We start from the raw sequence: 18280 nt of genomic DNA, 5'->3' as shown, positions 1-18280 counted from the left end.
CTTACTTCGGCACCGCCTGCGCGCGCCAGGTGGTGAGCCAGTCGATCGATCCGCGGCATTCGGGCATCGAGCGCGCCTCGACCAGGCGGAACATGGCGCCGTCCCAGACATAGGTCTCGGCGCCGCCGCAATCGCCGATACCGCGCGCCTTGCTGTAGCTTTCGAGGCGCCCGGTCTTGGCGTCGAAGCTCGCATTGACCAGCTCCTGCGGTCCCTCGGCGATCATCCCCGGCGAAACGTCGAAGCGCGCGCGCACCGGCGCGCCCTTGCCCGACAGGATGTAGGGCGCGGTCGAGAAATTATAGGCGCCGCTCCCGCACGGCAGCAGGACCAGCGTCTTGCCGCCGCCGAGCGCATGGGTCTCGACGCCCGGCAATTCGCCGGTGCCGCCTTCATAGACGCTGCCGCACTCGCTCGACTTGTCGAGCGCCTTGCGCATCGCCGGGGTGAAGGGCGCGGCGGCGCCGGCGGGCCGAACATAGCCGATCTGCGGCAGCGCGGGCGGCGCGGGCACGGTGCTCGCCGGCTTGGCGCCCTTCGCCGCCGCCGCGGTCACCGTGCCGGCGCGGCCCTGCTCGGCATCGATGAAGCGCAGCGCCGCCGACGAGCCCTTGAGCGAGGCCATGCCGCTCACCGAGGTTTCGTCGCCGACCCGCAGGTCGGTGCCGTCGACCATCGCGGCGATGATCTGCGCCGCCTGCGCGCCGGTGAAGCGGAGCAGGTCGTTCCTGGGCACGGCCCAGATCGAGAAGCCGCGCTCGGTGCTCACCCGCACCCGGTCGCTGCCCGAATTGCCCGGAAGCTGAATCTCGACCGTGAAGCCGCCCGCCGGCCCCGCCGCGCGATCGATCGAGACCGAGACCTGATCGTAAGGGGAGCCTTCCTCGGGCTGGTTGTCGTCGGGCCAGATCGAAGTCATCTCGCAACGCCTGGCGTTGTCGCAGCCCACGGCCCAGGCGCCGAACACCTTGACCGGAGCGGGTTGCGGAGCGGCCGCCTGGGCCCAGGCGAGCAGCGCGATCGTCAGCATGAAACCCCCTTCTAGCCGTTTCGCGAGCGAGTCGGTAGGACGCCTGCATATCAGATTTCGGAGAACAGGCATGCAGACGGTTGGCGTGATCGGCGCGGGGCAGATGGGAGCGGGCATCGCCCAGGTTTCGGCGCAGGCGGGCTATCGCGTACTGCTGTCCGACATCGACCAGGCGCGCGCCGAGAAGGGCAAGGCGGGCATCGCCAGGCAGCTCGCGCGGGCGGTCGAGAAGGAGAAGATCACCAGCGAGGCGATGGATGCGGCGCTGGCCAACATCGAGTGCGTCGCCGGCACCGGCGCGTTCGGCCCCTGCGACCTGGTGATCGAAGCCGCGACCGAGCGCGAAGAGATCAAGCGCGAGATCTTCGCCGCTGTCGGCAAGGTGCTGGGCAAGGACGCGATCCTCGCCAGCAACACCTCGTCGATCCCGATCACGCGCCTCGCGCAGGCCTCGCCCGATCCGGCGCGCTTCATGGGGGTGCATTTCTTCAACCCGGTGCCGGTGATGGGCCTGATCGAGCTGATCCGCGGCCTCGCCACCAGCGACGCGACGGTCGCGGCGGTCGAAGCCTATGGCAGGACGCTGAACAAGCGCATCGTCCACGCCAACGATGCGCCCGGCTTCATCGTCAACCGCGTGCTGATGCCCTTCCTCAACGAGGCGTGCTTCGCGCTCGGCGAGGGCGTGGCGACGATCCCCGACATCGACGCCGCGATCCAGCTCGGCCTCAACCACCCGATGGGGCCGTTCACCCTCGCCGACTTCATCGGCCTCGACACCTGCCTCGAGATCACCAGGGTGCTGTTCGAGGGCACCGGCGACCCCAAGTTCCGCCCCGCCCCGCTGCTCGTCAAATATGTCGAGGCCGGCTGGTACGGGCGGAAGACCGGGCGCGGCTTCTACGACTATTCGGGCGCGGAGCCGGTGCCGACCCGCTAAGGCAGCAGCAACCCCGCCAGCGCGGCGCTCATCAAATTGGCGAGGCTGCCTGCGATCAGCGCCTTGATGCCGAGCTTGGCGATCATCGGGCGCTGGTTGGGCGCGAGGCTGCCGGTCGCCGCCATCTGGATCGCGATCGAGCTGAAATTGGCGAAGCCGCACAGGGCAAAGGTGATGATCGCGACGCTGCGCTGGCTCAGCCCCGGCGTCGTGCCGAGGTTGAGGAAGGCGACGAACTCGTTGAGCACCATCTTGGTGCCGAACAGGCTGCCCGCCGCGCCGGTCTCGGCCCAGGGGATGCCGATCAGGAACATGATCGGCGCGAACACCGTCCCGATCACCCCCTGGAAGGTCAGCGCGGGATAGCCGAACCACCCGCCGACCACGCCGAGCAGGCCGTTGGCGAGCGCGACCAAAGCGACGAAGGCGAGCACCATCGCGCCCACCGCGACCGCGATCTTGACGCCGATCTGCGCGCCCATCGCCGCGGCCATGATGATGTTGGCGGGGCGTTCCTCGTCGAGGTCCTTCTCGACCGCGCGGATCGCGGCCTCCTCGGGATCGACCGGCGCTTCGCCCTCGAGCGGGAGTTCGGCCTGCCTCGCCGGCTCGTCGGGCATGATGATCTTGGCCATCAGCAAGCCGCCCGGCGCGGCCATGAAGGATGCTGCGAGGAGATACTGGATGCCGACCCCCATCGCGGCATAGGCGGCGAGGATCGTGCCCGCGACCCCGGCCATGCCGACGCTCATCACCGCGAACAGCTGCGCCGGCGTGAGGCTCGCGAGATAGGGACGGATGACCAGCGGCGATTCGCTCTGCCCGACGAAGATGTTGGCGGCCGAGCACAGCGACTCGACCTTGCTCACCCCGGTCACCTTCTCGATCGCCCCGCCGATCCACCGGATCACCAGCGGCATGATGCGCAGATAATAGAGGATCGAGACCAGGCTGGCGAAGAAGATGATCACCGGCAGCGCGGCGATCGCGAAGCTGTGGCCGCCCATCTCGGGCTTGGCGAGCGGGCCGAAGATGAAGTCGGTGCCAGCCTGGGCATAGCCGAGCAGTGCCGAGACTCCCCGCGCCATCCCCTCGATCACCGACCGGCCGGCGGGGACGTAGAGCACGAGCACGGCGATACCGGCCTGGAGCGCGAAGGCGGCGCCGACGACGCGCAGCCGGATCGCGCGGCGGTTGGACGAGAGCAGCACCGCGATGCCGATGATCGCGGCGATGCCGAGAATGCCGATCGGAAGATTGTTCAACTGGAAAGCCCCCAAGAGCCGCGTCTGTCGCACGGCGTACGGGGCCGCAGCATAGCGCACGATTCGCGCATCGCTAGGTGCTTCCGTATCCAGGGAAACCGGGCTAGCAACGGCCATGACCACACCGGCCCCGCTTTCGCGCTCGCTCTTCACCCTTTCGATCTTCTACGGCGGCATGGTCTGCATCGCGGGCGTGCTGGGCAACAAGCAGGTGGCGCTGGGACCGCTCGCGGTCGAGGCGGGGATCTTCGCCTTCCTGCTGCTGGTCGCGGTGTCGAGCGCGGTCGCCGAGCTGCACGGGCGCGCGGTGGCGAACCGGCTGGTGCTGCTCGGCTTCATCCCGCTGCTCGCCTCGATCGCGCTGACCGCGTTGGTGCTGACCCTCCCCCCCGCCGCCGACATGCCGGCCGAGCGCCGCGCCGCGTTCGACATGATGATGGGCGGCACCTGGCGTATCTGGCTCGGCGGGATCACCGCCTATGGCGCGTCGCAATTGCTCAACGTCACGATCTTCAGCGCCTTGAAGCGCGAGGGCGGCAAGATGATGTGGCTGCGCGGCGCGATCGCCGGCGTGCTGAGCCAGATCGTCGACACGCTGATCTTCATCACCGTCGCCTTCTACGGCGAGTTCCCGATCGGCCACCTGCTGATGGGGCAGATGCTGGCCAAGGTGGTGCTGTCGATCGTGCTGATCCCGGCCCTGATCGCGGGCTTCGTGGCGATCGGGCGGAGCCTGGACCGCAGCGCCTGAGCAAGGCTTGGCGGACGGTCGGTGCGATACCGCACTTGGACCGTCATCCCGGCCTTGGCCGGGATCCACCGGGAGGCGACCAGGAAGCACGGGGCTCCAGCGCACCGCCCGAGACGCCATGGATCCCGGCACAGAGCCGGGATGACGCGGGCGGGTACGGCCGCTAACGACCCCATAGCTGCCGTCGCGCTTTGCCTTATAAACTGTCTCCATCATGGTGACACAGTCAGACGACGATAGGGAACTCGAACTTCGCGTCAGCGATGTCGCATATGAGGTGGGGAAGTTCGCTTGGACTGATTTAGCCGAGCGATTGCCGATTGGCCGAACCTACGTCAGGCCCGAAAGCGAAGGCCCATACATGGCAGTGACGTGGGACGCCGATTGGAAAAAGCAGGTGAACGGCCCGATCCTTATTCGCATCAACGGCTATCTCGATCCCGAACATGCAAATCCGGTATGGGGCACGGGTGAGATCATCGAACGAAAGCCAAGTTGGCTCACGCGCTTGCTCAATCACTTCGGCAGCTAACCACCCAGTTTTAGACGCTCCTGCCCTGACGGCGGCGTCCTAAAAGCGGTCGGACGGCAAACGACCCCATTGCGGACGCCCGGCTTCGCTGTCACCAATCAGCATGACCTACTCCATTCTGATCAGTGCGCGGATGGTTTTGAGCGCATTGGCGACCGCGCAGTTATCGATGCCACTGCCTCAAAGCTTTCCAATCGAAAGCGTGCGTGGGGTGATGGTCTTGCATTGGGAGTATCCGCACTTCGTCCGGCAGGACGGCCCTAAAGAGCGCGTATTTGAGATCGACATTAGGGACGAGAAATGGCGCACCAAGCACTTTGATACTCTGCCGCCGGAAATCACGCGAGACACTCCTAGCTTTTGCGTCACCGCTGAAGGATACGAAGATCGGTCTCGGCTCGGCCCCACCGACCGGACGACGTTCGTGTTCACCGTGATCAAATCAACGAAGCTGGTGCAGAGCGAGGACGAATGCGAGCAGTCCGCTCGTAAGCCCTAACGGCAGCTTCCCACCCACTTGCAGACGGTGGATATGATTGGCGGCTGCGGTTCCGGTGTTTCCTAGATGTCGAGATCCGCTCGACCGCCGCGACGCCAACAATATGCGCCCAATGCAAAGGAAGTCCCAAAGAACATGAGATAAATGTCCCAATGAGCTGCGAGGATATTGGGAATCGAAGAAGGCTCAAGGATTGGCAGTAGTAAGTGTGAAAGCAAGATCGTCGGCGTGATCCAAAGAGACCACGCCGTTCGCTTCCAAAGCGTCGCTGACGACGGCGGCGTTATGAACCATTGCCAGAACCCGCTTTCGTAGTGCGCCCACGCTTCCCATCACATCAGCATAAATCAGAAGCGGTAGCTTTCCACCCGTTTGAATCCGTTCGCAGGTGCGGAGGCCGCGCCAATAGCGGACGAACCGATAACGACCCCATTGCGGACGCGCGCGTCTTGACTCATCTTCGCCACATGCGGCCGCCTCATTCAGCACTGTTCCTTTGCGTGTTGGTCGCGAGCTGTTCGGAGGAACCATCGAATAAAGCCGTGGCACCAGCCATCCGTTTTGAGGCGACTTTTGGGGAAAGCCGGTATCTGTTACCGCCCCATAATCCACCCAAGGAAGCTCCAGACTTCATCGCAAACGGAAAGTCTGTCATCCCTCCGTTGATCTTGAAATGTGGAGGCACTGAGCCTCGTTATGAGCAATGGACCGATGGAGGGGCCAAGATCATTTTTCGGTCTCAGCGATCTTTGCCCGACGTGACAGCGTGCCTCTCGAAAGCCTTTCCCAACATACGCGTCGATCACGCCCTCGATGGCCTCTAGCCACCCATTTTCAGCCGATCCGCGGTGACAACGCCGCGCTGAAAGCGGACGTGCAGCAAACGATCCCATTTGCGGCCGTTCGTCCGGCCGCTAGGTTCGAAACATGACTGAGGCAGAAGCAAATCTTCGTGACGCCATCGAGCATAGCTACATAGTGTTTGCGGGCATGCCCTGTCCGCGCGAACTCGAAACGTCACGCCTGCGGAATGGGAACGAGATTCTACGAGCGCTCACCTCTGCACCGTTGCGAGAGTTGGGCGGCGGGCAAATCGGACCTTATTCAGGCTGGGCAATCACGACAGTTGGTAACGACCGCGATTACCGGCACTTTCTGCCGCGCATCTTCGAGCTTGCCGTCACGAATCCCGTTTGGCTTGGAACGGAGCCGCCCGTTATCGCGAGTAGACTAAAGATGGCGACATGGGGAACTTGGCCAGCCGATCAGCAATCTGCAGTTCTGCGCTTCTTCCACGCTGCCTTCGATGCGATGATTGAAAGGCATCCGGATCAATGGCCTTCCGAAGCTGCTGAGTGGTTCTGTGGCATCGCGACCTTAGGCGAACCAGTGACGCCTCCCTTCGAGCGCTGGCGCTCGTCAACCTCAGCGAACGCTGCGCTCAATATGGCGAGCTTCATCATATCTGAATTGAAGCACCTTTGTAAGCATGGAGAAGTCATGCGCTCCTTCTGGGAAGAAGTGAGTGAAGACGCGCGTCGAGAAGTTGCCAAGCTCCTCTTAGACGAGCGGACGAAAATTTTTCTGCAATCAGCGGTAGAACGGGTGTCTGAGGAAGATCGCTTTTACCATTTAGACGCGGCAGTCGCAGAATTGGTTCGACAGTCCTGATGTCCGCTAGCCACCCAATAGCGGACCCTTGCAATGTTGGAATTCATTTGCTTGGGTCGTTCGGTGCCAGGCACCGCTCTTTGATTTCGTCGATCCACACGGCAGGACGGTGCTGCCGAACCCGCGTCCGACAAAGGCGGCCAAGTTGACAGAATGAACCGCGTTGCGCGTAACTTTGTCAACTTCCCGCCGCCCTCCGCCGCTTTCGCATCCCGGCAACTCACGCTAATGCGCGCGGCATGACCGACCATGCCCCCGATCCCAAGATGCTCGCCAAGGCGGAGACGCTGACCGACGCGCTGCCCTACATGCAGCGCTACGCGGGCAAGACCTTCGTGGTCAAATATGGCGGCCACGCGATGGGCGATCCCGAGCTGGCGCGCAACTTCGCCGAGGACGTGGTGCTGCTCAAGGCGGTCGGCATCAACCCGGTGGTGGTGCATGGCGGCGGGCCGCAGATCGGGCAGATGCTCAAGCGCCTCGGCGTCGAATCGCAGTTCGTCGGCGGGCTGCGCGTCACCGACGCGGAGACCGCGCGGATCGCGGAGATGGTCCTCGCCGGATCGATCAACAAGGAGATCGTCAGCTGGATCGGCGCCGCCGGCGGCAAGGCGATCGGCATCTCCGGCAAGGATTCGGGCCTGGTCACCGCCAAGAAGGTGTCGCGCAGCGCGGCCGATCCGCTGCAGGGGATCGAGCGCCATGTCGACCTCGGCTTCGTCGGCGAGCCCGTGGCGGTCGATGCGAGCGTGCTCACGACATTGTCGGCGCAGGGCTTCATCCCGGTGGTGGCGCCGATCGCGCTCGGCGCCGACGGCCACACCTACAACATCAACGCCGACACCATGGCCGGCGCGATCGCCGGGGCGCTCGGCGCGTCGCGCTTCTTCCTGCTCACCGACGTGCCGGGCGTGCTGAGCAAGGACAAGGAACTGCTCACCGACCTCGATCCCGGCCGGATCGCGGCATTGATGGCCGACGGCACGATCAGCGGCGGGATGATCCCCAAGGTCGAGACCTGCGTCGCCGCGGTCGATGCCGGGGTCGATGCCGCGGTCATCCTCGACGGGCGCGTGCCGCATTCGATGCTGCTCGAGATCTTCACCACGCAGGGCGCGGGCACCTTGGTTCACCGCTGAGGCGTACTATATAGCTAACACGGTTGCCGCTGCGCCGGGCTTTCCGGTAGAAGCGGTGAAAACTCCGGAGGCACCTGTTGGACACCTTCCTCGATATCACCTTCTCGATCGCCCAGATTCTGCTGACCGTGCTGTGGTGGATCGTCGTCGTTCAGGCGATCCTGTCGACACTGATCGCGTTCAACGTGATCAACACCTATAATGATTTCGTCAGCTCGTTGTGGCGTGGGCTCAACACGTTGACCGAGCCGATCTACCGCCCGATCCGCCGCATCCTGCCCGACACCGGGCCCATGGATTTCGCGCCGTTCGTCGTGCTCATCATCATCTGGATCCTGCAGGATGCGGTCCTGCCGAACGTCGCCAGGGCGTTGATCGGCAGCTCGGTCTGACCGTCCCCTGGCAGGAGACCGAGGACGGCATCCGCATCGCGGTCCGGGTGACGCCTCGGGCCTCCAGGGATGCATTCGCGGCCGGCACTGCGGACCATTTCTCCGCCCGGCTCGCCGCGCCGCCCGTGGACGGCGCGGCCAATGCGGCGCTGCTCGAGCTGGCGGCCAGGACCTTCGGCGTCCCCAAGCGCGACGTGGTCCTGACCAGCGGCGAGACCTCGCGGCTCAAGCGGCTGGCGATCGCGGGCGACGCTTCGGCGCTGGCGGCGATTGCCGCGACGTTCTATGGGGCGTCGCATGACGGCTGAGATCATCGACGGCAAGGCGTTCGCGGCCGGCCTGCGCGCGCGCGTGGGCGAGGCGGCGGCGGCATTCGCGGCGCAGGCGGGGCGCAAGGCCGGACTCGCGGTGGTGCTGGTCGGCGAGGACCCCGCCTCCTCGGTCTATGTCCGCAGCAAGGGCAAGGCGACGCTCGCCGCCAACATGGCGAGCTTCGAGCACCGCCTGCCCGCCGACACCGACCAGGCGACGCTGATCGCGCTGGTCGACCAGCTCAATGCCGACCCGGCGGTCGACGGCATCCTCGTCCAGCTGCCCCTGCCCGCGCAGCTCGACGAGCAGGCGGTGCTGCTGCGCATCGATCCCGACAAGGACGTCGACGGCTTCCACCCGGTCAACGCCGGGCGGCTGGCGACCGGGATCGAGGGCTTCGTGCCGTGCACCCCGCTCGGCTGCCTGATGCTGCTCAAGGACCAGCTCGGCGACCTGTCGGGGCTCGACGCGGTGGTGATCGGCCGCTCGAACATCGTCGGCAAGCCGATGGCGGCGCTGCTCACGCAGGCGAGCTGCACCGTGACGCTGGCGCATTCGCGGACCCGGGACCTGCCCGGCCATGTCGCGCGCGCCGACATCGTCGTCGCGGCGGTCGGGCGCGCCGGCTTCGTCAAGGGCGAGTGGCTCAAGCCCGGCGCGACGGTGATCGATGTCGGCATCAACCGAGTCGACGGCGCGCTGACCGGCGATGTCGAGTTCGACAGCGCGGCCTCGGTCGCGGGCGCGATCACCCCGGTGCCGGGCGGGGTCGGGCCGATGACGATCGCCTGCCTGCTGCGCAACACGCTGGTCGCCGCGCACCGCCGCGAGGGGCTGGCGCTCGACCTGGCCGCGCTGTGATCCTCGCCGCCCTGCTTCTGGCACAGGCGGGGACGGCGGTGGAGGCCGAGCGCGACTTCAACCGTGCCGCGCAGACCGAAGGCCAATGGACCGCCTTCCGCCGCTACGCGACCGATGAGGCGGTGATGTTCGTGCCTGGGCCGGGCAATGCCCAGGCCTTCCTCAAGGACCGCAAGGACCCGCCGATCGCGGTGCAATGGTGGCCCGCCGAGAGCTATGTCTCGTGCGACGGCAAGGTCGCGGTCAACACCGGCCCGTGGGTGCGGCCGGGCGGCTCGGGCTATTTCACCACGGTGTGGGTGCGCCAGGCCGATGGCGGGTGGAAATGGATCTATGACGGCGGCGACGAGCTCAAGGCGCCGCGTCCCCTGCCCGAGCAACCCAAGGTGCGCCGCGCGTCGTGCGTCCCTGCGACCGCTTCGATTCCTGCAAGCTCCGAACCGGATCGCGACGCCGGCGGCTCGCCGGACGGGTCGCTGCGCTGGCGCTGGGCGATGGCGGCGGATGGCAGCCGCAGCTTCACCGCGTCGCTGTGGGACGGGCGGCGCTTCGTGCCCGTGATCGAGGATCGCGTCGCCGCACCCTAGCCACCCGCACATGAGGATTTTTTCATCCGATTGGCTCTTGTGATGATGTAACATTGCCTTTAGGGGAGGCGCGCAATCCCAGTTCGAGGACCGCGTATCCATGAAGCGTAGCGCCGCCGCCCTGTTCGCCACCACCCTCCTCACCGTCCCCGCCTTCGCGCAGACCACCGACCATACCGAGCGCGACGCCACCAGCCGCAGCGCGGTGCATGGCGATCCCGACGCGGACGTGGTGATCACCGCGCCCTATGTCGCCGATCTCGACCTGCTCGCGGGCGCGTCGGTGGTGTCGGGCGACGAGCTCGTGCGCGACATCCGCGGCCAGATCGGCGACACGCTGACCAAGGTCCCCGGCGTCTCGGCGACCTCGTTCAGCCCGGGCGCCTCGCGCCCGGTGCTGCGCGGCTTCCAGGGCGAGCGCGTGCGCGTGCTCAGCGACGGGCTCGGCACGCTCGACGTTTCCAACACTTCGAGCGACCATGCCGTGTCGATCGACCCGTTGACGGCCGAGCGGATCGAAGTGCTGCGCGGCCCCGCGGTGCTGCTGTTCGGCAGCCAGGCGATCGGCGGCGCGGTCAACGTGCTCGACCGCCGCATCCCGCGCGCGGTACCCGAGAATGGCGTCCATGTCGACGCGGTCGGCACCTACGGCTCGGCGGCCGACGAGCGCAGCGGCGGCGCGGCGGTGGATGTCGCGCTCGACCATCAGTTCGTGGTTCACTTCGACGGCAGCTACCGCAAGACCGATGACGTCCGCGTCGGCGGCTATGTGCTGAGCCCGGAGCTGCGCGCCGACCAGTTGCATCGCGCCGAGCACGCGATCGAGGACGGCCATGACGACGAGGCGGCGGAGGCCACCGCGCTCGCCAATCTGCGCGGCCGCCTGCCCAACAGCGGCACGCGCACGTACACGCTGGGCGGCGGGCTGGCGCTGATCAACGACGGCGGCAGCCTCGGCGTCTCGGTGGGCTATTACGACACCAATTACGGCGTGCCCGAGCGGCCGCCGGGCGCGCACGACCATGAGGAAGAGGGCGGGCACGAGCATGGCCCGGTTACGATCGGCCTGCACCAGTGGCGCGCCGACCTGCGCGGCGAGGTCAACGTCAATGGCGGCTTCCTCGACAAGATCCGCGTGCGCGCGGGCTATTCGGATTACGAGCATACCGAGTTCGAGGGCGACGAGGTCGGCACCGTGTTCGCCTCGACCGGGTTCGAGGGACGGCTCGAGCTGGTCCAGGCCGATCGCGGCGGCTGGCGCGGGGTGGTCGGCTTCCAGGGCTTCACGCGCGATTTCTCGGCGGTGGGCGAGGAGGCGTTCGTGCCGCCGAACGTCACCGACCAGTACGGCCTGTTCACGCTGCAAGAGGTCAAGCTCGGCGGCGGCCTCGGGCTCGAGGGCGCGCTGCGCTACGAGCGGACCGGGGTCAGCTCCAACGCGGTCAAGCTCGGGATCGACGAGGACGCGCCGGTCGGCCGCGTCGATCGGGGGTTCGATGCCTTTTCGGGCGCGGTCGGCGTGTCGTACGAGCTCGGGCCGCGGATCAAGGTCGGCGTCAACGCCTCGCGCGCGGTCCGCGCACCATCGGCGGAGGAGCTGTTCTCCAACGGGCCGCATGTCGCGACTCAGGCCTATGAGGTCGGCGACCCGAATTTCCGCACCGAGAAGAGCTGGGGCGGCGAAGTCTATGCTCGCGGCGCGGTGGGCAGCCTCAAGTTCCAGCTCGCCGGCTATGCCAACTGGTTCACCGACTATATCTACGAGACCGAGACCGGGCTGGAGATCGATGAGCTGCCGGTGTTCCAGTACCGGCAAGCCGACGCGCGCTATCTCGGCATTGAGGGCGAGGTGTCGGCGACGCTGATCCACCAGGGCGAGTTCACGCTCGGCGGCAATGTGGTCGTCGATTATGTCCGCGCGACGCTCGAGGACGGCAGCCCCGTCCCGCGCATCCCGCCGTTCCGCGTCCTCGCCGGGATCGACGCCAGCCAGGGTCCGTTCGGTGGCCGGGTCGAGGTCGAGCACGTCACCAGGCAATCGCGCATCGCCGCGTTCGAGACCGAGACCCCGGCCTTCACCCTGGTCAACGCCTCGCTCACCTGGCACCCGTTCGGCGAGAAGCGCGAGACCTCGCTGATCCTCTCCGCCAACAACATCTTCGACGTCGAGGCGCGGCGGCATGCGTCGTTCACCAAGGACTTCGTGCCGCTCACCGGCCGCGACATCCGCGTGGCGGCGCGGATCAGCTTCTGAGCTGATCTGGCGGCACCAGCCCGCTCCCCCACCCGGCCACCCACTTCAGTGTATCTTGATGGGTGGCCGGGTGGGGGAGCGGGCTGGCGCCGTTCTCCATCAAAGACTCGGCAACGCCCAGTCGATCTTGCCTCGCCCATTCGCTTCCAGGAACTCGTTCGCCTTCGAGAAATGGCGACAGCCGAAGAAGCCGCCATGCGCCGACAGCGGCGAGGGGTGGACCGACTTCAGCACGAGATGCCGCGGATCGACCGACGGCGCCTTCTTCTGCGCATGGCTGCCCCACAGCATGAACACCACCGGCTTCTCGCCGGCGTTGACATGCGCCACCACCGCGTCGGTGAACCTCTCCCAGCCGCGGCCCTGGTGCGAGGCGGCGCGGCCCATCTCGACCGTCAGGCAGTTGTTGAGCAGCAGCACGCCCTGCTTCGCCCAATGCTCGAGAAAGCCATGGCGCGCGGGCGGGATGCCAAGGTCGCTGTGCAGTTCCTTGTAGATGTTGACCAGGCTCGGCGGCACGCGGACGCCGGGCTGGACCGAGAAGCACAGGCCGTGCGCCTGCCCCTCGCCATGATAGGGGTCCTGCCCCAGGATCACGACGCGCACGTCCTGCGGCGGGGTCAGGTCGAGCGCGCGGAACCAGTCGCCGCCCTTGGGGAAGATGCGCTTGCCCGCCGCCTTCTCGTCGACCAGGAACTGGCGGAGCGACGCCATGTACGGCGCGTCGAACTCACGCTGCAGCGGTTCGAGCCAGTCGGGATTGAGCTTCACGGCCATGCGGTTTCCTTCCGGGCGCGACTGTGCGAACCACGGCGAGCCTGTCAACGAGGGAGAGCCTGAATGCCCGTCACCGGAAGCTGCCAATGCGGCAAGATGAGCTATACGCTCGAAGGCGACACGCCGACCGCGGCGATGGCGTGCAACTGCTCGATCTGCCGCCGCAAGGGCTATCTCCTCCACTTCGCGCCGGCCGAGCAGTTCACCGCGCATGGCGACCCGGAGGCGACGACGGTCTACCAGTTCAACAAGCACAATATCCGCCACACCTTCTGCAAGACCTGCGGCTGCGCGCCCTATGGCGGCGGCGTGGGGCCGGACGGCAAGGCGATGGCGGCGATCAACCTGCGCTGTGCGGACGATATCGACCTCGATTCGCTGACCATCCACAAGTTCGACGGCGCGAGCCTCTAGATGTCCCGAACCCTCCCCCGCCAGGGGGAGGATATGAGTAAGGAGTTCCACATGCACATGGACCACGACGCCGCGGCGCCGGCCGCGGCGGAGATCGGCTTCGACCAGTTCCTCGCGGTCGACATCCGTGTCGGCACGATCCTCGCCGCCGAGCCGTTTCCGGAGGCGCGCAAGCCCGCCTACAAGCTCACAATCGACTTCGGGCCCGTGATCGGGATCAAGCGCTCCTCGGCGCAGATCACCGAGCATTATACGCTCGACGACTTGCCCGGACGGCAGGTGGCGGCGGTGGTCAACTTCCCGCCGCGGCAGATCGGGCCGATGATGTCCGAAGTACTGACGCTCGGCTTCCCCGATGCCGAGGGCAAGGTCGTGCTGTTCCATCCCAGCGTCGCGGTGCCGAACGGCGGGCGGCTGTTCTAACGGCGGGGCACTTTTCAGCGAACGCTCAGCCTTTGCTCATGACGCTCAGCGCCGCGCCGCGCGAAGCATGTGCCTTCGGTTCAACGAGACGAGACATGAGCGATGACGGCAACGGCGCAGACGAGGCAGATCAACTGGTGGCGCGTGGGGCGCTGGAGCGCGGCGGCGGGGCTGCTCTGCGTACCCGCGATCGCGATGCGCTACACCAGCGAAGTCGACTGGACGGCATCGGACTTCGTGGTGATGGGGATGTTGTTCGCCGCGATCCTCGGCGCATACGACTTCCTCGCCAGCCGCGCGCCGAGCGTCGCCTATCGCGCGGCATCGGTGCTGACGACGCTCGGGCTGTTCCTGCTGATCTGGCTCAACCTCGCGGTCGGCATCATCGGCCATGAGGGCAATCCCGCCAATCTGATGTTCGCCGGCGTGATCACGATCCTGATCGGCGGCGCGTGCATCGCTCACTTCAAGTCAGGCGGCCTGGCGCGAACGCTGTTCGTCGCCGCGGCGGTGCAGCTGGCGGTCGGGGTGATCGCGCTGGCCGGCGATCTCGGCATCGAAGGACGGGGCTGGCCGCGCGACGTGATCGTGCTGACCGCTTTCTTCACCGGTCTGTGGGTGACCGCGGGCACGCTGTTCCGGATGTCGGGGCGAGACGCGGGATGAAGGACGATCCGCGCCCGCCCCGCGACGAGACACGCAGGCTCGAGCGACTGGAGCGGAGCATCTTCGACCGCATCCACCGCTCGCCGCGGATTCCGGACCGCTATGCGAGCTGGCGCGCGGTCAGCAGGTAATTGAGGCTCAGGTCCTCGCTCAGCACGAAGCCGTGCGCGGGCGAGAAGCTGAGGCCGCGGCGGTCGGCTACCCCTAGGCCGGCCGCCGCGAGCAGTTCCGCGAGCTCGTCCGGCGTGATGAACTTGCCATGGTCGTGCGTGCCCTTGGGGATCATGCCCAGGCCCTCGCCCACCGTGATCATCGCGAGGCGCGACAGCGCGGTGCGGTTGGGGGTGGAGAGGATCATGAGGCCGCCCGGGGCAAGCGCGGCGGCGAGGCCGGCGACGAAGGCGGCGGGATCGGTGACATGCTCGATCACCTCCATCGAGGTGACGAGGTCGAAGGTGCGGCCCGCGGCGACCTGCTCGAACTCGCCCGCGAGATAGTCGATCGCCAGCCCGGAAGCGTCGGCATGCGCCCGCGCCGCACCGACATTCTCGGGCGCGGCATCGACTCCGGTGACCTGCGCGCCGAGCCGGGCAAGCGGCTCGCACAGCAGCCCCGCGCCGCAACCGACATCGAGCGCCGTCTTGCCCGCGAGCGGGGAGAAGCCGGCTGGATCGGTGCCCCAATGCGCGTCGACCGCCTCGCGGATATAGCGCAGCCGCGGCGGATTGAGGCGGTGGAGCATCGCCGAGGAGCCGCTGGGGTTCCACCAGTCCGCCGCGAGCTTTCCGAAATGCTCAGCTTCACGCGGGTCAATGGTTGCTTTGCTTGTCATCGCCATCCCCCCCTCCTATCAGCGCGCCCACAGCTTCCCAAGGGGCACGAATAAATGGCACGCATCGTGATGAAGTTCGGTGGCACGTCGATGGCGGGCATCGAGCGGATTCGCAACGTCGCCAATCGCGTCAAGGCCGAGTGGGAAGCGGGCAACCAGGTCGCCGTGGTCGTCTCGGCGATGTCGGGCGAGACCGACCGGCTGGTCGGCTTCTGCAAGGAGGCCTCGCCGCTCTACGACCTGCGCGAGTATGACGTGGTCGTCTCCTCGGGCGAGCAGGTGACCAGCGGATTGCTGGCGATCGCATTGCAGGCGCTCGGCGTGCCGGCGCGCTCGTGGCTCGGCTGGCAGCTGCCGATCCATACCAGCAGCGCGCATTCGAGCGCGCGCATCGGCACGATCGACACCGACGCGCTCAACGCCAGCCTCGCCGACGGCGCGGTCGCGGTGATCCCGGGCTTCCAGGGCCTCGCCGACGACAATCGCGTGACCACGCTGGGGCGCGGCGGATCGGACACCAGCGCGGTGGCGGTGGCGGCGGCGATGAAGGCCGACCGCTGCGACATCTACACCGATGTCGACGGGGTCTACACCACCGATCCGCGCATCGTGCCGAGGGCGCGCAAGCTGACCAAGGTGACGTACGAGGAGATGCTGGAGCTGGCGAGCGTCGGGGCCAAGGTGCTCCAGACCCGCTCGGTCGGGCTGGCGATGAAGGAAGGCGTGCGCGTGCGCGTGCTTTCCTCGTTCGAGGACAAGTCCGACGATGACGGCCATCGCGGCACGCTGATCGTCGGCGAAGAGGAGATTGACGACGTGGAACGCCAGCTGATCACCGGCATCGCGCACGACAAGAACGAGGCGAAGGTGACGCTCACCAACGTCCCCGACCGGCCGGGCGCGGTGGCGCACATCTTCGGCCCGCTGGCCGAGGCCGGGATCAACGTCGACATGATCGTGCAGAACGTGGCGCACGCCACGGGCTCGACCGACGTGACCTTCACCGTGCCGCGGGCCGAGCTCGCCCGTGCGCTCGACGTGCTCGAGAAGTCGAAGGGCCCGATCGGCTATGACGCGCTGATCCACGACACCAAGATCGCCAAGATCAGCGTCGTCGGGGTGGGCATGCGCAGCCATGCCGGCGTCGCCGCGACGATGTTCGACACGCTGGGCGAGCGCCGCATCAACATCCTCGCCATCACCACCAGCGAGATCAAGGTCAGCGTGCTGATCCACGAGGACGAGACCGAGCTCGCGGTGCGCGTGCTGCACACGGCGTACGGGCTGGACGCGCCGGAGGACGAGGCGGCCTGAGGCCGCCCTTTAGCCGCCGATCAAATGCACCGCGACCCGCCGCCGGTGAGCCGCGCGGCGGTGTTCGAACAGGTAGATGCCCTGCCAGGTGCCGAGCACCGGCGCGCCGTTCGCCACCGGGATCGCCAGCGAGGTAGCGGTGATCGCGGCGCGCAGGTGGGCGGGCATGTCGTCCGGCCCCTCGTCGTCATGCTCGTAGCCGTCACTTTCCGGCGCGAGGCGGGCGAGCCAGCGCTCGAGATCGCGCCGCGCGGCGGGAGCGGCATTCTCCTGCACCAGCAGCGAGCAGCTGGTGTGGCGCACGAACAGGGTGAGCAGCCCGGTGGCAATGCCGGTGCCCGCCACCCACCGCAGCACCGCAGGCGTGAATTCGTGCAGCCCCTGTCCCGGGGTGCCGATCACCAGTTCGCCGATGTCCTGCCGCATATCATCTGCTTGCCTCAAACCGCCTCGCCCGGCTAGGCCCGCGCGCATGAGCATTGGTCAAGAGCGGCTTCAGCGCCGCATGGCGCGTGGCGTCGAATTCCTCGGCAGCGAGACCGCGATCCTGTGCGGCGCGATGTCGTGGGTGAGCGAGCGCAACCTCGTCGCCGCGATCTCCAACGCGGGTGGCTTCGGGCTGATCGCGTGCGGCGCGATGACCCCCGAGCTGCTCGATGCCGAGATCGCCGGGACCAAGGCACTGACGGACAAGCCTTTCGGCGTGAACCTGATCACCATGCATCCGCAGCTGTTCGATCTCATCGAGGTCTGCGCGAAGCACCAGGTGACGCATATCGTGCTCGCGGGCGGACTGCCACCGGCGGGGTCGCTCGATGCGATCAAGGGGAATGGCGCCAGGCTGATCTGCTTCGCGCCAGCGCTGAGCCTCGCCAAGAAGCTGATCCGCTCGGGCGTCGACGCGCTGGTGGTCGAGGGGATGGAGGCCGGCGGGCATATCGGGCCGGTCTCGACCAGCGTGCTGGCGCAGGAGATTCTGCCCGAGGTCGCAAGCCAAGTGCCGGTGTTCGTCGCCGGCGGGATCGGGCGCGGCGAGGCGATCGCCGGCTATCTCGACATGGGCGCGGCGGGGGTGCAGCTAGGCACGCGCTTCGCCTGCGCGACCGAGAGCATCGCGCATCCGAACTTCAAGAAGGCCTTCTTCCGCGCCTCGGCCCGCGACGCCGTCGCCAGCGTGCAGATCGACCCGCGGCTGCCGGTGATCCCGGTGCGCGCGCTCAAGAACGCCTCGTCCGAGCTGTTCACCGCCAAGCAGCGCGAGGTCGCGCAGCTGCTCGACGAGAACAAGGTCGAGATGATGGAAGCCCAGCTGCAGATCGAGCATTATTGGGCCGGCGCGCTGCGCCGCGCGGTGATCGAGGGCGATGTCGACAATGGTTCGCTGATGGCGGGCCAGTCGGTCGGCATGGTGACCAAGGAGGAGCCGGTCGCCGAGATCATCGCCCAGCTGCTCGCCGAGGCCGCGCACGCGCTGGAGAAGCGCGCCGCCTGAGCGTCTGTTGGAGGTCGACACCGGCCGCTCCCCTACGCAGCCGCCACGCCAGCATATCTTGATGGGTTGGCCGGGTGAGGGAGCGGGCCGGTGCCGTTTCCCGAGAACGCCGATTGGCGTGCCCGCGCC

The 18280-nt window shown here is 67.1% G+C and carries 22 protein-coding genes; 16 read left to right on the top strand and 6 right to left on the bottom strand.

The features are described from left to right. Position 1 precedes the first annotated feature (1 nt). A complete protein-coding gene (locus ABDV68_RS01925; RefSeq protein WP_343517957.1) occupies positions 2 to 1030 on the bottom strand; it encodes a DUF1176 domain-containing protein in 1029 nt (342 codons plus the stop codon). A gap of 70 nt (positions 1031 to 1100) precedes the next feature. Here ABDV68_RS01925 and ABDV68_RS01920 point away from each other — a divergent pair, with 70 nt between their 5' ends. Continuing rightward, complete coding sequence (locus ABDV68_RS01920; protein WP_343517956.1) at positions 1101 to 1970, top strand: 3-hydroxybutyryl-CoA dehydrogenase; 870 nt, start codon at positions 1101 to 1103, stop codon at positions 1968 to 1970. On the opposite strand, the gene ABDV68_RS01915 is transcribed toward ABDV68_RS01920, so the two are convergent. Then, positions 1967 to 3235 (bottom strand): nucleoside transporter C-terminal domain-containing protein, encoded by a 1269-nt coding sequence (locus ABDV68_RS01915; RefSeq protein WP_343517955.1) that lies wholly within the window; start codon positions 3233 to 3235, stop codon positions 1967 to 1969. The genes ABDV68_RS01920 and ABDV68_RS01915 overlap by 4 nt on opposite strands. 115 nt (positions 3236 to 3350) lie before the next feature. Between ABDV68_RS01915 and ABDV68_RS01910 the strand changes: the two genes are divergently transcribed. The 3 genes from ABDV68_RS01910 (at position 3351) to ABDV68_RS01900 (ending at position 5017) form a co-directional block, all read left to right on the top strand. After that, a complete protein-coding gene (locus tag ABDV68_RS01910) occupies positions 3351 to 3986 on the top strand; it encodes a queuosine precursor transporter (RefSeq protein ID WP_343517954.1) in 636 nt (211 codons plus the stop codon). A gap of 214 nt (positions 3987 to 4200) precedes the next feature. Next, positions 4201 to 4518 carry a hypothetical protein gene (locus ABDV68_RS01905; protein ID WP_343517953.1) on the top strand — a complete coding sequence of 106 codons (318 nt, stop codon included), beginning with the start codon at positions 4201 to 4203 and terminating at the stop codon, positions 4516 to 4518. 103 nt (positions 4519 to 4621) lie between these two features. Further along, the gene (locus ABDV68_RS01900; protein ID WP_343517952.1) at positions 4622 to 5017 is read left to right on the top strand and encodes a hypothetical protein; all 396 of its coding nucleotides are present in this window, start codon (positions 4622 to 4624) and stop codon (positions 5015 to 5017) included. A 186-nt stretch (positions 5018 to 5203) separates the two neighbouring features. Here the strand turns inward: ABDV68_RS01900 and ABDV68_RS01895 are convergent, their stop codons facing one another. Then, a complete protein-coding gene (locus ABDV68_RS01895; RefSeq protein WP_343517951.1) occupies positions 5204 to 5629 on the bottom strand; it encodes a hypothetical protein in 426 nt (141 codons plus the stop codon). Between the two features lie 315 nt (positions 5630 to 5944). On the opposite strand from ABDV68_RS01895, the gene ABDV68_RS01890 reads away from it, so the two are divergent. The 7 genes from ABDV68_RS01890 (at position 5945) to ABDV68_RS01860 (ending at position 12233) form a co-directional block, all read left to right on the top strand. Further along, positions 5945 to 6688, top strand: coding sequence for a hypothetical protein (locus ABDV68_RS01890; protein ID WP_343517950.1), 744 nt, complete (start codon positions 5945 to 5947; stop codon positions 6686 to 6688). Positions 6689 to 6927: 239 nt separating this feature from the next. Further along, positions 6928 to 7827 carry an acetylglutamate kinase gene (gene argB, locus ABDV68_RS01885; protein ID WP_343517949.1) on the top strand — a complete coding sequence of 300 codons (900 nt, stop codon included), beginning with the start codon at positions 6928 to 6930 and terminating at the stop codon, positions 7825 to 7827. Positions 7828 to 7904: 77 nt separating this feature from the next. Beyond that, positions 7905 to 8219: a YggT family protein gene (locus tag ABDV68_RS01880; protein WP_343517948.1), complete on the top strand. Its 315-nt coding sequence runs from the start codon at positions 7905 to 7907 to the stop codon at positions 8217 to 8219. Continuing rightward, positions 8216 to 8527, top strand: a complete 312-nt coding sequence (locus tag ABDV68_RS01875; protein WP_343517991.1) for a DUF167 family protein — start codon at positions 8216 to 8218, stop codon at positions 8525 to 8527. Before ABDV68_RS01880 ends, ABDV68_RS01875 begins: the two co-directional genes overlap by 4 nt. After that, the gene (gene folD, locus ABDV68_RS01870) at positions 8517 to 9392 is read left to right on the top strand and encodes a bifunctional methylenetetrahydrofolate dehydrogenase/methenyltetrahydrofolate cyclohydrolase FolD (RefSeq protein WP_343517947.1); all 876 of its coding nucleotides are present in this window, start codon (positions 8517 to 8519) and stop codon (positions 9390 to 9392) included. The genes ABDV68_RS01875 and folD overlap by 11 nt, the downstream gene beginning before the upstream one ends. Then, positions 9389 to 9979, top strand: coding sequence for a hypothetical protein (locus tag ABDV68_RS01865; RefSeq protein ID WP_343517946.1), 591 nt, complete (start codon positions 9389 to 9391; stop codon positions 9977 to 9979). Before folD ends, ABDV68_RS01865 begins: the two co-directional genes overlap by 4 nt. A gap of 100 nt (positions 9980 to 10079) precedes the next feature. Beyond that, entirely contained in the window at positions 10080 to 12233 is a 2154-nt protein-coding gene (locus ABDV68_RS01860) for a TonB-dependent receptor (RefSeq protein ID WP_343517945.1), read from the top strand. Between the two features lie 99 nt (positions 12234 to 12332). Here the strand turns inward: ABDV68_RS01860 and ung are convergent, their stop codons facing one another. Then, on the bottom strand, positions 12333 to 13010 hold the full coding sequence (gene ung / locus ABDV68_RS01855) for a uracil-DNA glycosylase (RefSeq protein WP_343517944.1): 678 nt from the start codon (positions 13008 to 13010) through the stop codon (positions 12333 to 12335). 63 nt (positions 13011 to 13073) lie between these two features. Here ung and ABDV68_RS01850 point away from each other — a divergent pair, with 63 nt between their 5' ends. The 3 genes from ABDV68_RS01850 (at position 13074) to ABDV68_RS01840 (ending at position 14513) form a co-directional block, all read left to right on the top strand. Then, the gene (locus tag ABDV68_RS01850) at positions 13074 to 13424 is read left to right on the top strand and encodes a GFA family protein (protein ID WP_343517943.1); all 351 of its coding nucleotides are present in this window, start codon (positions 13074 to 13076) and stop codon (positions 13422 to 13424) included. Positions 13425 to 13475: 51 nt separating this feature from the next. After that, the gene (locus ABDV68_RS01845; protein ID WP_343517990.1) at positions 13476 to 13847 is read left to right on the top strand and encodes a tRNA-binding protein; all 372 of its coding nucleotides are present in this window, start codon (positions 13476 to 13478) and stop codon (positions 13845 to 13847) included. A gap of 102 nt (positions 13848 to 13949) precedes the next feature. Beyond that, positions 13950 to 14513, top strand: coding sequence for a hypothetical protein (locus ABDV68_RS01840; protein WP_343517942.1), 564 nt, complete (start codon positions 13950 to 13952; stop codon positions 14511 to 14513). A 100-nt stretch (positions 14514 to 14613) separates the two neighbouring features. Here ABDV68_RS01840 and ubiG read toward each other — a convergent pair whose 3' ends face one another. Then, the gene (gene ubiG, locus ABDV68_RS01835; protein WP_343517941.1) at positions 14614 to 15351 is read right to left on the bottom strand and encodes a bifunctional 2-polyprenyl-6-hydroxyphenol methylase/3-demethylubiquinol 3-O-methyltransferase UbiG; all 738 of its coding nucleotides are present in this window, start codon (positions 15349 to 15351) and stop codon (positions 14614 to 14616) included. 48 nt (positions 15352 to 15399) lie between these two features. On the opposite strand from ubiG, the gene ABDV68_RS01830 reads away from it, so the two are divergent. Then, on the top strand, positions 15400 to 16659 hold the full coding sequence (locus ABDV68_RS01830) for an aspartate kinase (protein WP_343517940.1): 1260 nt from the start codon (positions 15400 to 15402) through the stop codon (positions 16657 to 16659). A 9-nt stretch (positions 16660 to 16668) separates the two neighbouring features. Here ABDV68_RS01830 and ABDV68_RS01825 read toward each other — a convergent pair whose 3' ends face one another. Continuing rightward, positions 16669 to 17085, bottom strand: coding sequence for a secondary thiamine-phosphate synthase enzyme YjbQ (locus tag ABDV68_RS01825; protein ID WP_343517939.1), 417 nt, complete (start codon positions 17083 to 17085; stop codon positions 16669 to 16671). 46 nt (positions 17086 to 17131) lie between these two features. Here ABDV68_RS01825 and ABDV68_RS01820 point away from each other — a divergent pair, with 46 nt between their 5' ends. Beyond that, the gene (locus ABDV68_RS01820; RefSeq protein WP_343517938.1) at positions 17132 to 18151 is read left to right on the top strand and encodes a nitronate monooxygenase; all 1020 of its coding nucleotides are present in this window, start codon (positions 17132 to 17134) and stop codon (positions 18149 to 18151) included. The last annotated feature ends 129 nt before the right edge of the window (positions 18152 to 18280 follow it).

Source organism: Sphingomonas sp. (genome assembly GCF_039595165.1).
GTDB lineage: Bacteria > Pseudomonadota > Alphaproteobacteria > Sphingomonadales > Sphingomonadaceae > Sphingomonas.
Note: the sequence above shows the minus strand (reverse complement) of the source record. Positions and strands in the feature narration are given on the sequence as shown.